Source organism: Pseudomonas sp. 9.1(2019), assembly GCF_009910445.1.
Lineage (GTDB): Bacteria > Pseudomonadota > Gammaproteobacteria > Pseudomonadales > Pseudomonadaceae > Aquipseudomonas > Aquipseudomonas paraversuta.
Map to the genome: position 1 here is coordinate 1111084 of NZ_VBWF01000010.1, position 13700 is coordinate 1124783.

The window sequence follows — 13700 nt, forward strand, 5'->3', positions numbered from 1 at the left end:
TCAATGCCCCGAAACGTAGGGCATATTTAGTCGCCCCAACCTGTTGGATATCTAAGACGACTGAAAAAGAATACAGCACTAGTTAAGTCAAAAGACATACATAGTCAAATTTATGGCGCGCATGTGTCAATTAACCACATATTCCTTATGCCTTAACGGAACAGATGGTAAACCTTTGATGCGCTTTTTGCTTGATTGATCTGTGACATTTGCTCGACCAGCAGTTGGCGCTCGTCGGTGGCCGCCTCCAGCAGCATGCGATAGACCACCAGCAACCCTTCCAGATTCTCGCGCAACACCGCCTCATCCACAGGCGCCTCATCCAGCACACTCTCGACACACACCCGGCAGGCTGAATCCAGCTGGCCGATGGCATCCCAGTTGCGTTCAGCCAGGGCATCGATCAGTGCTTCACGGGTTTCTTGAATTCGTTGCAGTTGGCTCATGACGCACTCCTCGGGCCTTCAATTTTATTGTGGTGCAATCTCGTCCCAACCACTTTTGACCGTGATCAGCAGGCGGGCCACTTCGTCGATGATTTCGGGATCGTTCTGCGCATTGGCCTGGGTCAAACGGATGGTCATGTACTCGTACAGGCTGTCCTGGCGCTGGAAGGCGACCTTGTCTTCAGCCTTTGATTCATCCATGCCCTGGCGCAAACCAGTGATGATGTCGATAGCCTTGGTGATCAACACCACCTTCTGCGGGATATCACCACGGCTCATCGCGCCCTTGGCCTGGGCCATGCGATCCAGACCGCCTTCCATCAGCATTTGAATCAGGCGGTGGGGGCTGGCCTCAGAGATCTGGGCGTGGGAATTGACCTTCTGATACTGACGAAGGGCGCGCATCGGGTTCATGTTGCTACCTCATTACGGTGACAGGCAAAAATGGCCAGGACTTGATCTTTATGTCGACTGTCACGGCTAAAACTTTAGTGATCCGGCTGCGGGAAATCAGCTGGATTTAGGGTTATTCAGCGAGTTCAGAGTGGTCATGATGCTGGAGCTGCTGGCGTTGATCTGGGCGATAAGGGTGTCCATTGCGGTGTACTTGGACGTCAGGGAAGTCTTCATGCTCTCCATCCGTCGATCCAGATCCGCCTGCTGCGTTGTCAGATCCGTCAGCTTGGTATTCAAGTCAGTGACTCGACTCGCCAGCAGCCCGGTGGTACCGACATAGCTGTCTGTGGCCTTGGTCATACGCGCAACCAGACCGGTGTCACCGGTAAACACCTTGCTGATTTCCAGCGCACCGTTGGGGGTTGCCACTGCGGCATCCCACTTCTTGTCATCCAGGGTCAGAAGCCCGGTTTTCTGATCGGTACTGATACCCATCTGGGACAGACTGCCCATGCTCGACGAACTGCTGTTCTGCAGAAGCTCGTTACGAATACCGTTAACCAGTTGCCGCATCGAGGCATCACCGGTAAGGGCGCCCGAGGTGGTGGTTGCGGCATCACCGGTGGCGGTGACTTTGGTTTGCGTGTTGATACTGGTCAGCAGCGCGTTGTAAGCACTGACAAAGGACTGAACCGAGGTTTTCAGGGTTGCCGTATTGGAGGCCACGGTAATGGTCGACGCCTTGGTATCAATCAACTCCAGCGTCACGCCGCTGATGGCCGAAGTGATCTTGTTGCTCGAGGACTCCATGGCGATGCCATCAATGGTGTAAATGGCATTCTCTGGAGCTTTACCGGCGTCATAGCCGGTCGACAACTCTGAGTCACCACTGATGGTGATGTCGGTGCCCTTGCCCGTGGTTTGCGAACCGATGACAAGGCGCGACCCATTGGCATCGGTCAAAACGTTGGCACTGATGCCCTTGGATTGCAGCTGGGTGTTAATCGCTTCACGGGTTTGCTGCAGGGTAGCGCCAGCCGGGACCGATACATTGTAATCATTGCCGGACTGCGAAATGGTAAGGGTCGTGGGCTCGGTACCCGAGTTGACCACTGACGAGGTCCCCCCCTCAAATACCTTGCTGGTAACTTTCGAGGCGGTCGCCAGCTTGGTCACATCCAGTGCGTAGGTACCGCTGGAGGCCTTGTCATCAATGGTGACCTTGGAAATTTTTTCGTCTGACGAGGTAGCCGCCAGGCCGTTGAAGCTGGAGACACTATTGAGTTTGGCAATGGCTGCGCGATAGGTTTCAAGCGCGCCTTTTACCGTGCCCACAGCGGACAACTGAATCGTGGTGTCTTTTTGTTGCGCAGTAATCTGGGTTTGCTTGGGCGCTTTTTCAGCATCCACCAACGCTTTAACAATACCGATGGTATCGAAACCCGAACCAACACCCGTAATCGTAGAACTTGCCATCTGTATTCTCCTTATCCGGGCTGCCGCTTTATGGGCTTACGCTTTTTTGACGAGCAAGGCCGAGGAAGCAGACAGCATCACAATTCATGCCACCTTCAGGCTTTGCCCTGAAAAAGCAGGCTGTGGGGATCAGCCAGGTTTTGCGCCAGCTTGAGGGCCATCTCTGAAGGTAACTGGCGAATCACCTCTCCGCTGTCGGAGGCAATCACCTTGACCACCATCACGCCGGTGGTGTCATCAATCGAAAAGTCCAGCTTGCGCTGGTTCGACTGTGCGAATGCTTGTATGTCACTAACAGCCTTTTCCAGCTCCGCACGCTCAGGCGGCTTGCCTGTCACCGGGGCAGAAACCGCTCCTGCCTGAGTGGTTGCGACCGGTGCCGGCGCGGGGTTCGGCACCGCTGCAGGGCTCGGGTAAGCGGTGTTCAGCTTGATGCTCATGTCCATGCCATCACCTCAAAACTGAAAAAAACGAAAGGGCACGTAAACGCGCCCTTCCGTTGTCAACCGAGGGCTGAAATTACTGAAGCAGTTTCATCACAGCGGACGGCAGCTGGTTCGCCTGGGACAGGATCGCGGTAGCGGCCTGTTGCAGGGTTTGTTGCTTGGTCAGCTCTGCGGCTTCGGATGCGAAGTCGGTGTCCTGAACGCGACCACGGGCAGCAGTCGAGTTCTCGGAGATGCTTTGCAGGTTGGACACAGTGCTGTCGAAACGGTTTTGCACGGCACCCAGCTCGGAACGCTGAGTATCGATCTGCTGGATTGCGCCAGTCAGGGCCTGGATCGATTGTTGAGCGCCTTCGGCGGACAAAATGCTCAGGCTGGCTACGCTGGTTTCAACAGTGTTGGAACTTGTGGTTTTCGCAGTCAGACCCAGGGAGTCCAAGCCAGTACCGGCGCTACCGTCACCAACAGTGATGTCCTTGGTGGAGAACAGCTTCAGCGTGTTATCAGCATTTTTGCTGGCGGTTACGCCGGTGCTTGCACTGTTGATCGAAGAAACGATGGAGTCCATCGAGTCGCCTTTTTTGAACTTCACTTCAACGCCGTTCATGGTGACTGAAGTATCAGCTGTCAGCTTAGCCTCGGTCTTGCCTGCGGCCAGACCCAACTGCGCCAAAGCACCTTTACCTTCAGGCGTATCTGCCTGGTCGGTCAGGCTCACAGCCTTGCCGTCCTGGGAGGTCAACACCAAACGACCATCCTGAGCGCTTGCCGTAACACCCGTTTTACCGGCGGCAGTCGTCTGCGCGTTGATTGCCTCAATGACTCCGCCAGCGCCCTCAAGCTTCATGCCGGCAGTCAGAGAAATTTTCGTACCGTTAACGTTGATATCAGCGTCTTTGGCCAACCCGGTAACAGGTGTACCAGCAGTCGAAGTAGCAGCAGCAGTTTTGAAGTTACCGCCATCCGCAGCAACGCTACTGGCAACTGTGAAGGATGCAGTGGAGCTCAGTTCCAGCTTGCCCGCATTATCTTTTGCAGTAACGCCCGTGGTACCTGACGACAGGTTGATTTTATCGGCAGCCTTCGCTGCGGAATCTTCAGCAGCAGTAAGGGTTACGGTGCCAGTACCAGCGCCGCCAAAGGTAAGAACTTCGGTGGCAGCAGGCGCAGCATAGGCCGCAGCAGTGGCAAGTGTATTCGGGGTTGTTGTAGCGCTCAGATCAATCGCGCCACCAGTAACCTTGGCAGCCAGTTGCGTGATCCCGCCAGTAGCATTCGCCTCACCGAAAGAACCTTTCAAACCGGTAGCACTGATATCGGTCATGCCGAACGAGATGGTCTGGTTGGCATCGGCACCGACCTGGAAGGACTGGTTCTGGAACGAACCGTCCAGCAGGTTGCGGCCACCGAAGGTGGTGGTCGACGAAATACGGGTCAGCTCACCGACTTTGGCGGTGAATTCTTGCTGCAGGGATGCACGGTCATCAGCGCTTTTATCACCGTTCGCGGACTGCAGGGCCAGTTCACGCAGACGTTGCAGAATGTTGGTCGATTCTTGCATCGCGCCTTCAGCTGTCTGGGCAATCGACGAGCCGTTGTTGGCGTTGGCGATGGCGACAGTCATGCCTTTGACCTGGGAGGTCAGACGGTTGGCGATCTGCATGCCGGCAGCGTCATCTTTGGCGCTGTTGATTTTCAGGCCGGAAGACAGACGGGTCATCGAGGTGCTCAACGAGTCGCCGGCTTTGTTCAGGTTCTTCTGAACGGTCTGGGACGTGACGTTAGTGTTTACTGATAAAGCCATGACGAAATCCTCATTGGATGAATACTGCGGCTTCCGGCCCTGGCAACCGCCGGGTGTGGCCTAGAGAACCTTCGTAATAGTTATCGTCGTGAATGCAGGTTGCTTGAGGGGTTTTTTAATTTTTTTTACTGGCAGGGGGCCAGCCCTTGTGTTTCAAGGGGTTACACAGACCCGGAGCTGATCTGTTTGCCTGTGGGAGCTGGCTTGCCAGCTCCCACAGTGGGGACGCCACAACGCAAAACGCCCATGGCTTCTGGCCATGGGCGTTTTGTGGTTCAAGCCTCAGCTCAAGGGCGATAGATGATCGCCGAGCCCCATGACAGGCCTACGCCGAAGCCGCTCAGGGCCACGCGCTTCCAGTCAGGGGTGTCCATCACGTGCTTTTCCAGCAGCAACGGAATGCTCGAGGACACGGTGTTGCCGGTCTCGACCATGTCCTTGATGAACTTCTCCGGCTCGCCTTCGAAGCGCCGAGCAACCGCATCAACGATCGCCGCGCTGCCCTGGTGGATGCAGAAGGCGTCGATGTCCTGGGAGGTCAGTTGCGACTCGTCCATCAACTCGTGCAAGTGTGCAGGCACTTTAAGCAACGCGAAGTTGAATACCTGGCGGCCATTCATAAAGAACACGCCGTCGCTGACTTTCAAGTGCGGGGCACCCGAACCGTCGGTGCCGAACTTGGCCTTGCCCAGCTGCCAGGGTGCGTCTTCGCCCATCCAGGTAGCGGTAGCGGCGTCGCCGAAGAGCATGGTGGTGTTGCGGTCTTCGGGGTCGACGATTTTCGAATACGGGTCGGCGGTGATCAGCAGGCCGTTTTTCAGGCCCGTGGCTTCCATGAAGCCTTTCATCGCGTAGATGCCGTAGACATAGCCCGAGCACCCCAGGGAAATATCAAAGGCGGCCACGTGGGTCGGCAGGCCCAGTTTGTCCTGGACGATGGCAGCGGTGTGGGGCAAACCTTCTGCGTCACCGTTTTGGGTCACGACGATCAGCGCGTCGATGGATTCGCGCTTGAGCTGCGGATTGTTGGCAAACAGTGCGTTGACGGCCTCGACACACAGGTCCGAGGTTTCCTGGTCAGCATCTTTGCGCGGCAGAAACGCCGAGCCAATCTTGCCCAGAATGAAGTCTTCGTCCTTGGAGAACTTCGCGCCCTGGGCATAGTTGTCTACACCGTTTGCAGGCACGTAACTGGCGATGCTTTTAATGCCAATCATTGTGGCTTCCCAATACTAATAGCTGGAGATCACCCGCTCGAACAATCAAGGGGCGCTGACAATAAAAGGGCTTAGTCGCGCAAAAAGCGGCGAATATGGGTGCATGAAAATAGACAAAACAGCCTGAAAAAGGCCCGGCACCCGCCCGTACGTTTCACACGATACAGTGAAGATGCGCGTTATGACTCATAGGTCACTCGATTTGGTGCGGTTTTTTACAAAACGTTTCGGGTAAACCGAGGATCAAGTGGGAGTCGTCTTGCCGGCGATAGCATCACCCTGCCCCTTCAGACAGGCCGGGTTTTGCCGGTATCGCTGGCAAGCCAGCTCCCACAGGTATGTTGCAAATTCTGCATTACAGCTGATTGAACAGGCTCAGCTGGGAGATCTTGACGAAGGCCAGTTGCGAGGCTTCAAGCATGGCTTTCTGGAATGCCAGGTCGATCGAAGCACCGGCCATGTCTGTGTTGCCAATGGCGGCAGTGGTGGAATCGTTGGCCAGGCCCATGCTGATGTTTTCGTCGGTCTGGATATCCACCGCCTTCAAGCGCGCACCAATCGAACCCCGGGCACTGTCGACCCCGGCACTGGCGTTTTTCAGATTGCCTATGGCCGAGTTGATGGCGTCTTTCTGGATCTGCTGGGCCGCCGGATCTTTGTCGCTGGGGATCACCAATGCTTTACGCAGCTGGCTGATGGTGTCCAGCGCACTTTGACTCTGGTGGTTGTTGCTGTTGACCACAAACTGGTCGCCAGCCGCGCGCGCGCCGGTGAAATCGAAGGTAACCCCCATGGCGCTGAGCGTGTCGCCGGTCATGCTGCCGGTGGCAATCGACTTGCTGCTGGCAGTCACTGGCTGGGCGTAGATTTCGTATTCGGTGTCACTGGTGAATTTGATCACCGCACCATTGCCCGGAAAGCTGTCGCTGTAGGCCTTGGCATCCGCCACGCCAGTACCGGTGATCTGTGCCGTCGAGGTATTGCTCGGGGTACGGGAGGTGTTGAAGGTGTCGGGTTTGGCCTCGAGGGTGAAAGAGTGCCCCGCCACCGCCGCATCCTGATCGGCTGCCGGGATGTCCTTGAGATTCAGGTTGATGTCGAACGATGCGCCGCGCAGGCTGATGCTGTGAGCACCCTCCTTGGTGGAATCGAAGACACCATTGCCTGGCACTTCAGATGTCACGTCCTTGCCCTGGGCGTCAGTCAGCTTGTACTGGGTGCTGCTGGTGAATTCCAGGGTGTAGGGCTGACCCTCGGCAAAGCCTTTATTGAACACCGGGCTTGAGGTGATCAAACCGGCGGACAGCGAAACCTTGCCATTGTCCGGGATAACCGCACCGGTTGCGTCTACCACCGGCAGTGCAGTGACCTGTGTACGCCCGGTATTGACCGAGTTTTCCATAAAGCTTTTGGCCGTGTCGCTGCCGGCCAGGCTCAGGGTGTCCGAGACCTTGAGATTGAGCTGGGTATCGTCGCCCTGATAGCTGTAAGTGCCATCGTTGTTGCGGGTATAGGGCGGCGTATCGGTCTTGGAGCCCGAGAACATATAGTTGCCCGCGGCATCCTTGCTGTTGAGCAGGCTGAACACCTGGTCTTCGATACTCCCCAGTTCGCTGGCAATCGTCGCGCGATCGGCATCGCTTTTCCCGCTGCCAGCCCCCAGAGCCAGCTCACTGGCCTTTTGCAGGGCGGTGTTGATGCTGTCGAGGATGGTTTCCTGACTGCCCAGCGACGCCTTGATACCGTTCATGTTGGTGGTGTACTGACCCAACATGTCTTTTTGCTGCTGCAATTGCAGCAGGCGCGCGGAACCCACCGGATCATCGCCAGCGGTCTGAATGCGCACGCCGGAGTCGATCTGGCTCTGGGTCTTGATCACCGACGAGAAGTTGTTCTGGTAGGTGGCACTGGTCGACTCAAAAAACTGGGAAGTAGAGATACGCATCGTCGAGGACTCCCTTAAAGACTGTTGATCAGCGTGCTGAAGGTTTCTTGCGCCGCTTTAATGATCTGCGACGATGCGGTGTAGTACTGCTGAAACTTGACCAGGTTGGAGGCCTCTTCATCCAGGTTGACCTGGGACACCGAGCTGCGGGTCTGCGTGGCATACGCCAGCGCGGCGGTGTTGGCCGTGCCGTCGACGGCGGCCTGACTGGCCTGGCCACCGACTTTCGCCACCAACTGGCTGTAGGAAGAACCCATGCTGACGCCGCCGGTGCCGTCCTTGCCGACGCCGACCGTGGCTTTGGTTTGCAGGCCCAGCAACAGGTTGGCGTTGGTGTTGTCCGCCTTGCCGTCTTTGTTGAACTTGATGTCGAAGCTGTCGCCCTTGGCCGGCGACCCGCTGATGGTGGTGTCAAAGCCAATGGTTTTCGGCGTGCCGTCGGCGTTTGTGACCGGCAAGCCCGCAGCGTCCAGCACCGGCAGGTTGATCGTGACCTTGTTGTCCTGGCCCGGCACTATGGTGCCTTTACCGATTTCCTCGCCTTTTTCGTTCAGCACGCGGTAGCCCTGGGCGCCGTTTGCAGCTTCGTCAAAAGCAATCCGTACCGGCATTGCGCCTTCAATCTGCGACTGCGCCAGGCCGAGGTCGGCACCCGCGTAAATATCCAGCGCCGAGGACAGGCTCGGCGTGCTCAAGGCCCCCGTACCGCTGTTGGAGCCGCCCTTGCCTGCCACCAAAGGGCCGGCGAACGCCAATTTACTGGCATCGCTCATCTGTACGCCGATGTTGCTGGCGCCGTTGCGGGTCGGGCTGACCTTGAATTGATCACCTTTGCTCAACGCACCACCGTTAAGGTCCATGGTGAAGCCGTCGATGACCGCAGCAGGCTTTTGATCCAGATTGAAGGCCCCCATGCTGGTGCCGTCCGAGCGTCTGACCGTGTAGTCCTTGTCGCTGGTGAACGTCACCTGATAGTCGTAGGCAGTCAATGCGCCACTGTCGGTGATGCTGACGTTCAGGTTGCCCGAACCCGGGCTGTTACCGGTCGCGGCAAGGCTGCGCTGGCTGATAGCCTGCGCGCTGTTGATGCTGTTGAACATCGACGAGCCAAACTCGCCATTGGCATCCAGGCCCTGCCCCAACTGCTTGTTGATCGCGTCGGCGACCACAATCGCAGTGCGCCCCAGATCGTTCATGGCCGGTGCCAGCACGTCATCGCGATAGCGCAACAGGCCGCCGATCTTGCCGCCGGAGATGACCGAGGTCACGTCGGAGCTGGACTGCGCGTAGTTGATCTGAATGCTGAACTGGCTTTTATCGACCTTGCCCGGCACCGCCGACAGGGTATTGGAGGTATTGCCCTGCACCAGCGCCTGCCCCGTCCCCAGGGTCACGTCATAGACGTTGTCGTGTTCCTGGACCGTTACTCCGACCAGTTCATTCAGGGTACGCACGGCCTCGTTGCGGGCATCCAGCAAGTTGTTCGGCGTATTGCCGGCGGTGGTGGCCTGGGCGATCTGCTTGTTCAGCGAGGCAATGGTGGCCGTGTGCTGGTTGACCATCGAGGTCAGGGTGTCCAGCTGGCTGTTGATGCCTTCGTTTTGCTGGTTGAGCTGGGTCGAGATCGAGTTGAAGCGGTTGCTCAAGGCTTGTGCATTGGTCAGCAGCAACTGGCGGGCGGACGCGTCGCCGGGGGCGCCGGCCGCCGTTTGCAAGGACGAGAAGAAGCTGTTGAGTACGGCCGAGACACCGGTACTTTTATCTGACAGCAGCTTGTCCACCGAACCTATCTGGTCGAGGTAAGCCTGGGCATCGCCGTTCAATGAAGTGGTGGTTTGCAACTGCGCATCGAGGTAGGAGTTGTACACCCGGCGTACGTCAGCCAGGGTGGTGCCGGTGCCGATAAACACCCCGCCCACTTGCTGCGAGCCGGCACTGCCCTGCACGATCTGCTGGCGCGAGTAGCCCGAGGTGTTGGCGTTGGCAATGTTATTGCCGACCGTGGCCAAAGCCCCCTGGCTGGCGTTCAGCCCCGACATCCCGATGTTGATCAAACTCGCCATGGTTCAAACCTTATAAATGCGTGAAAGAACCCGTCGAGACGTAGCTCTGGTAGGTCTTCATTTGCTTGGCAATCTGCGAAATCTTGCTCGCGTACTCAGGGTCGGTTGCATAACCGGCCTTCTGCAACTCGCGAACAAACTGCTCTGGTTTATCGGCTGCGTTCAGCACTTCTTTATAACGATTGTTGCTCTGCAACAGCGTGACCAAATCGTGGAAGCTGTCCTGATAGGAGTCGTAGGAACGGAAGTCCGCCGTCTCCTTGACCATCTGCCCGCCCTTGAACTCGCTGGTAATTGCCCGAGCCTGCGGCCCCTGCCAACTGCCAGTGGCCTTGATGCCGAACAGGTTGTGACTGCTGCTGCCGTCCTGCTGGCGCATCACCGACTTGCCCCAGCCGGTTTCCAGTGCCGCTTGCGCCACCAGATACAGCGGATCGACACCGATACGGTCGGCGGCCTGCTGCGCCATCGGCAACATGGTGGCCACAAAGGCGTCCGGCGACTCGAATGCCTGTTTGGCCGGAGCCAATGGCGGTTGCGCCACGGCACGCCCGTAAATCTGCATCCGCCCTTGCACACCGCCGGCGCTGAGCATGGGGTGACGGCTGCCTTTGATCACCGCATCCAGCGACGGGTTGGTGCGCCCGGGCACCGTACCGGTATTGAGGGTTGAGCGGGCCGCATCGGCCGAAGGCACGATCCCGGCCAGCAAGCGATCGGTCAGCTTGCTCGGCAAGGCCAGACGGCGCTGATTGAGCATCGCCACATCGTTTTTATGGCCGCTTTCCACGGCGCTGGTGGCCACCCGCGAAGCCCACAGCGGACGCTGGCCGCTGGAGCGCACAAACGGGCTGTCGATCGCAGGGGCGACCGGGGCAGGTGTTTTCACCTCAGGGTTCAAGGCAACCGTTGCGGCCTCCCCCGGCACTGCGGACTTGTTCTTCGACATCTGGCGCATCAGCACATCGGCCAGACCGATACCGCCGCCCTGACGGGACAAGGTCACCGACAGTTGCTGGTCGTACATCTCCTGATACTGCTTGGCCGCCGGGGTGTTGAGCGGGTTGTCCTTGCCCAGCACTTCGTTCGCCGAGCGCATGGACTTGAGCATCTCGTTGAGGAACAGCGACTCGAATTCCTGCGCCACCTTGCGCATGTTGCTGTCGCTTTCGCGGTCGCCGACCTTCAGCTTGTTCAGACGATTGAGGTCGGTAAAGGCGCCCGAATCGCTGCCACTGACCGCACCGCTCTTACGCATATCCATGATGACGGCCTCAGATCACTATCAGGTCGGCTTGCAGGGCGCCGGCCTGTTTCAACGCTTCGAGAATCGCCATCAAGTCCCCTGGCGCCGCGCCAACCTGATTCACCGCCCGGACAATTTCGTCCAGCGTGGTGCCCGGGCCAAATTTGAACATCGGCTTGGCTTCCTGCTGTGCATTGAGCCGCGAACGCGGCACGACAGCGGTCTGGCCGTTGGACAACGGGCCCGGCTGGCTGACGATCGGGTCTTCGGTGATGGTGACGGTCAGGCTGCCGTGGGTCACGGCCGCAGGCGAAACCTTGACGTTCTGGCCGATCACTATGGTGCCGGTGCGCGAGTTGATGATGACTTTGGCCACTGCCTGCCCCGGGTCGACTTCGAGGTTTTCCAGGATCGACAGGTAGTCGACCCGCTGGCTCGGGTCCAGTGGCGCAGTGACACGCACCGAGCCGCCATCAATCGCCTGGGCGACACCGGGGCCGAGCAAGTCGTTGATCTTGTCGACCACGCGCTTGGCCGTGGTGAAGTCCGAACGGTTGAGGTTCAGGGTCAGGCTGTTGCCCTGGTTGAAACCGCTCGGCACCGCACGCTCTACCGAAGCTCCGCCAGGAATGCGCCCGGCCGAAGGCACGTTGACGGTGATTTTCGAACCGTCGCGACCTTCGGCATCAAAACCGCCCACCACCAGATTGCCCTGGGCGACCGCATAGACATTGCCATCGATACCCTTGAGCGGTGTGAGCAACAGCGTGCCGCCGCGCAGGCTTTTGGAGTTGCCGATGGAGGAAACGGTGATATCGATCACCTGCCCCGGCTTGGCGAACGCCGGTAAATCGGCACTGATGGACACCGCGGCGACGTTTTTCAGCTGCACGTTACCCGAGCCAGGCGGCACCTTGATCCCGAACTGCGAGAGCATATTGTTGAACGTCTGCAGGGTGAACGGGGTTTGTGTGGTCTGGTCGCCCGTACCGTTAAGTCCGACCACCAGGCCATAACCAATCAATTGGTTGGAGCGCACGCCAGAAATGCTGGCGATGTCCTTCAACCGCTCGGCGTGAACGCCCAGGGCGGTCGACATCAGCAGTACGGCTGCCAGCAAGTGCTTGAGATGGGCGGTCATCACTAAATGGACTCTTTATTAGAAAGGAAACAGCGGGCTAAGGAAGAAGCGGTCAAACCAGCCCGGCTGACTGGCATCGGCAAACGAGCCGGTGCCCGAGTAGGTAATGCGCGCATCAGCCACCCGGGTCGAGGACACGGTGTTATCGGTGCTGATGTCATCGGCGCGGACCAGGCCGGCAATCCGTACCAGTTCGTCACCGGTGTTCAGCGTCATCCACTTCTCGCCACGTACCGCGATGATGCCGTTGGGCAATACATCGGCCACGGTCACGGTGATCGAACCGGTGAGGCTGTTGCCCTGCCCGGCCTTGCTGTCACCCTTGGACGCGCGGCTGCCGCTGTAGCCGGCATCGAGGCTCAGATCGCCACCGCCCAGCGGGTTGTTGGTGGTCAGGCCGCCGCCAAACAACGAGGTCAAGCCGATGCTGGTATTGCTGTTTTTACCGATCGCCGAGTTTGCGTTTTTGCTCGCCTGAGTTTTTTCGTTCAGGGTGATGGTGATGATGTCACCAATGCGAAACGCCTTGCGGTCGCTGTACAGGTTCTGTTCAAAGCCAGCCTGGTAAATCGAGCCGTTATTGGCCGCTGCCGGCAGCGGTGTACGCGGCAGGACAGGTGCGTAATAGGGGTCGTTGGGCCGTGGTGGCGGGCTGACGCAACCCGCCAGAAAGGTGACGCCGGCCAAGGCCAGAACAGAACAAAAAGGTTTCATGACGGCTCCTGCGTACTTACAGATTTTGCGTGACAAACGACAGCATCTGGTCGGCGGTGGAAATCACTTTGGAGTTCATCTCGTAAGCGCGCTGGGTGGTGATCATGTTGACCATTTCTTCCACGGTGCTGACGTTCGAGGTTTCCAGGGTGCTTTGCATCGTGGTGCCAAAACCGTTGAGGCCCGGGGTACCGATCTGCGGTGCGCCGCTGGACGCGGTTTCCAGGAACAGGTTGCCGCCCTGGGACTGCAAACCGGCCGGGTTGATGAAGTCGGCGGTCTGCACGTTACCTATCACTTGTGCGGCCGGGTTGCCGGCAATCGTTACTGACACGGTGCCATCCTGCCCGACCGTAAAAGTCTGGGCATCGGCCGGCACCACAATTGCCGGTTCCAGGGCAAAACCGCTGGCGGTGACGATCTGGCCGTTGGAATCCAGGTGAAAGGTACCGTCGCGGCTGTAGGCCGTGGTGCCGTCCGGCTGCATGATCTGGAAAAAGCCGCGGCCATTGATCGCCATGTCCAGCGGCTGGTCGGTGGTTTGCAAGCTGCCGGCCGAGAAGTTCTTTTGCGTGCCGACAATGCGCACCCCGGTGCCGACCTGCAGGCCCGACGGCAGTTCGCTGTCCTGGGTCGACTGGGCGCCGGGCTGGCGTTTGATCTGGTACAGCAAGTCCTGAAACTCGGCACGATCACGCTTGAAACCGGTGGTCGAGACGTTGGCCAGGTTGTTGGAAATGGTGGTCAGGTTGGTGTCTTGTGCAGCCAAACCTGTTTTTGCAACCCACAGTGCCGGAAGCATGGTG

Annotated in this window: 12 protein-coding genes; all 12 read right to left on the bottom strand. The window is 58.4% G+C overall.

From position 1 onward, the window contains the following. Nucleotides 1-152 precede the first annotated feature (152 nt). A complete protein-coding gene (locus tag FEZ21_RS18375; RefSeq protein ID WP_003441825.1) occupies nt 153-446 on the bottom strand; it encodes a hypothetical protein in 294 nt (97 codons plus the stop codon). Between the two features lie 24 nt (nt 447-470). Continuing rightward, nucleotides 471-860: a flagellar export chaperone FliS gene (fliS, locus tag FEZ21_RS18380; protein WP_010656441.1), complete on the bottom strand. Its 390-nt coding sequence runs from the start codon at nt 858-860 to the stop codon at nt 471-473. Between the two features lie 96 nt (nt 861-956). Continuing rightward, nucleotides 957-2318, bottom strand: a complete 1362-nt coding sequence (fliD, locus tag FEZ21_RS18385; protein ID WP_003441819.1) for a flagellar filament capping protein FliD — start codon at nt 2316-2318, stop codon at nt 957-959. Between the two features lie 95 nt (nt 2319-2413). Continuing rightward, nucleotides 2414-2764 carry a flagellar protein FlaG gene (locus FEZ21_RS18390; protein ID WP_160628098.1) on the bottom strand — a complete coding sequence of 117 codons (351 nt, stop codon included), beginning with the start codon at nt 2762-2764 and terminating at the stop codon, nt 2414-2416. Nucleotides 2765-2837: 73 nt separating this feature from the next. Next, nucleotides 2838-4568 carry a flagellin gene (locus FEZ21_RS18395; protein WP_003441813.1) on the bottom strand — a complete coding sequence of 577 codons (1731 nt, stop codon included), beginning with the start codon at nt 4566-4568 and terminating at the stop codon, nt 2838-2840. 287 nt (nt 4569-4855) lie between these two features. Beyond that, nucleotides 4856-5785: a ketoacyl-ACP synthase III gene (locus FEZ21_RS18400; protein WP_003441810.1), complete on the bottom strand. Its 930-nt coding sequence runs from the start codon at nt 5783-5785 to the stop codon at nt 4856-4858. 355 nt (nt 5786-6140) lie between these two features. After that, nucleotides 6141-7730 carry a flagellar hook-associated protein 3 gene (locus tag FEZ21_RS18405; RefSeq protein WP_160628099.1) on the bottom strand — a complete coding sequence of 530 codons (1590 nt, stop codon included), beginning with the start codon at nt 7728-7730 and terminating at the stop codon, nt 6141-6143. A 14-nt stretch (nt 7731-7744) separates the two neighbouring features. After that, entirely contained in the window at nt 7745-9793 is a 2049-nt protein-coding gene (gene flgK, locus FEZ21_RS18410) for a flagellar hook-associated protein FlgK (protein WP_010656444.1), read from the bottom strand. Between the two features lie 10 nt (nt 9794-9803). Further along, nucleotides 9804-11057, bottom strand: coding sequence for a flagellar assembly peptidoglycan hydrolase FlgJ (flgJ, locus tag FEZ21_RS18415; RefSeq protein WP_160628101.1), 1254 nt, complete (start codon nt 11055-11057; stop codon nt 9804-9806). 10 nt (nt 11058-11067) lie between these two features. Continuing rightward, nucleotides 11068-12180 carry a flagellar basal body P-ring protein FlgI gene (locus FEZ21_RS18420; protein ID WP_010656445.1) on the bottom strand — a complete coding sequence of 371 codons (1113 nt, stop codon included), beginning with the start codon at nt 12178-12180 and terminating at the stop codon, nt 11068-11070. Nucleotides 12181-12198: 18 nt separating this feature from the next. After that, nucleotides 12199-12894: a flagellar basal body L-ring protein FlgH gene (gene flgH, locus FEZ21_RS18425; protein ID WP_160628103.1), complete on the bottom strand. Its 696-nt coding sequence runs from the start codon at nt 12892-12894 to the stop codon at nt 12199-12201. Between the two features lie 16 nt (nt 12895-12910). Beyond that, on the bottom strand, nt 12911-13696 hold the full coding sequence (gene flgG, locus FEZ21_RS18430; RefSeq protein ID WP_003441792.1) for a flagellar basal-body rod protein FlgG: 786 nt from the start codon (nt 13694-13696) through the stop codon (nt 12911-12913). Nucleotides 13697-13700: the final 4 nt, after the last annotated feature.

Bases quoted from the DNA above. Each gene is read 5' to 3' on its own strand.
- FEZ21_RS18375 (WP_003441825.1), bottom strand. From the start codon at position 446: ATGAGCCAACTGCAACGAATTCAAGAAACCCGTGAAGCACTGATCGAT.
- fliS (WP_010656441.1), bottom strand. From the start codon at position 860: ATGAACCCGATGCGCGCCCTTCGTCAGTATCAGAAGGTCAATTCCCAC.
- fliD (WP_003441819.1), bottom strand. From the start codon at position 2,318: ATGGCAAGTTCTACGATTACGGGTGTTGGTTCGGGTTTCGATACCATC.
- FEZ21_RS18390 (WP_160628098.1), bottom strand. From the start codon at position 2,764: ATGGACATGAGCATCAAGCTGAACACCGCTTACCCGAGCCCTGCAGCG.
- FEZ21_RS18395 (WP_003441813.1), bottom strand. From the start codon at position 4,568: ATGGCTTTATCAGTAAACACTAACGTCACGTCCCAGACCGTTCAGAAG.
- FEZ21_RS18400 (WP_003441810.1), bottom strand. From the start codon at position 5,785: ATGATTGGCATTAAAAGCATCGCCAGTTACGTGCCTGCAAACGGTGTA.
- FEZ21_RS18405 (WP_160628099.1), bottom strand. From the start codon at position 7,730: ATGCGTATCTCTACTTCCCAGTTTTTTGAGTCGACCAGTGCCACCTAC.
- flgK (WP_010656444.1), bottom strand. From the start codon at position 9,793: ATGGCGAGTTTGATCAACATCGGGATGTCGGGGCTGAACGCCAGCCAG.
- flgJ (WP_160628101.1), bottom strand. From the start codon at position 11,057: ATGGATATGCGTAAGAGCGGTGCGGTCAGTGGCAGCGATTCGGGCGCC.
- FEZ21_RS18420 (WP_010656445.1), bottom strand. From the start codon at position 12,180: ATGACCGCCCATCTCAAGCACTTGCTGGCAGCCGTACTGCTGATGTCG.
- flgH (WP_160628103.1), bottom strand. From the start codon at position 12,894: ATGAAACCTTTTTGTTCTGTTCTGGCCTTGGCCGGCGTCACCTTTCTG.
- flgG (WP_003441792.1), bottom strand. From the start codon at position 13,696: ATGCTTCCGGCACTGTGGGTTGCAAAAACAGGTTTGGCTGCACAAGAC.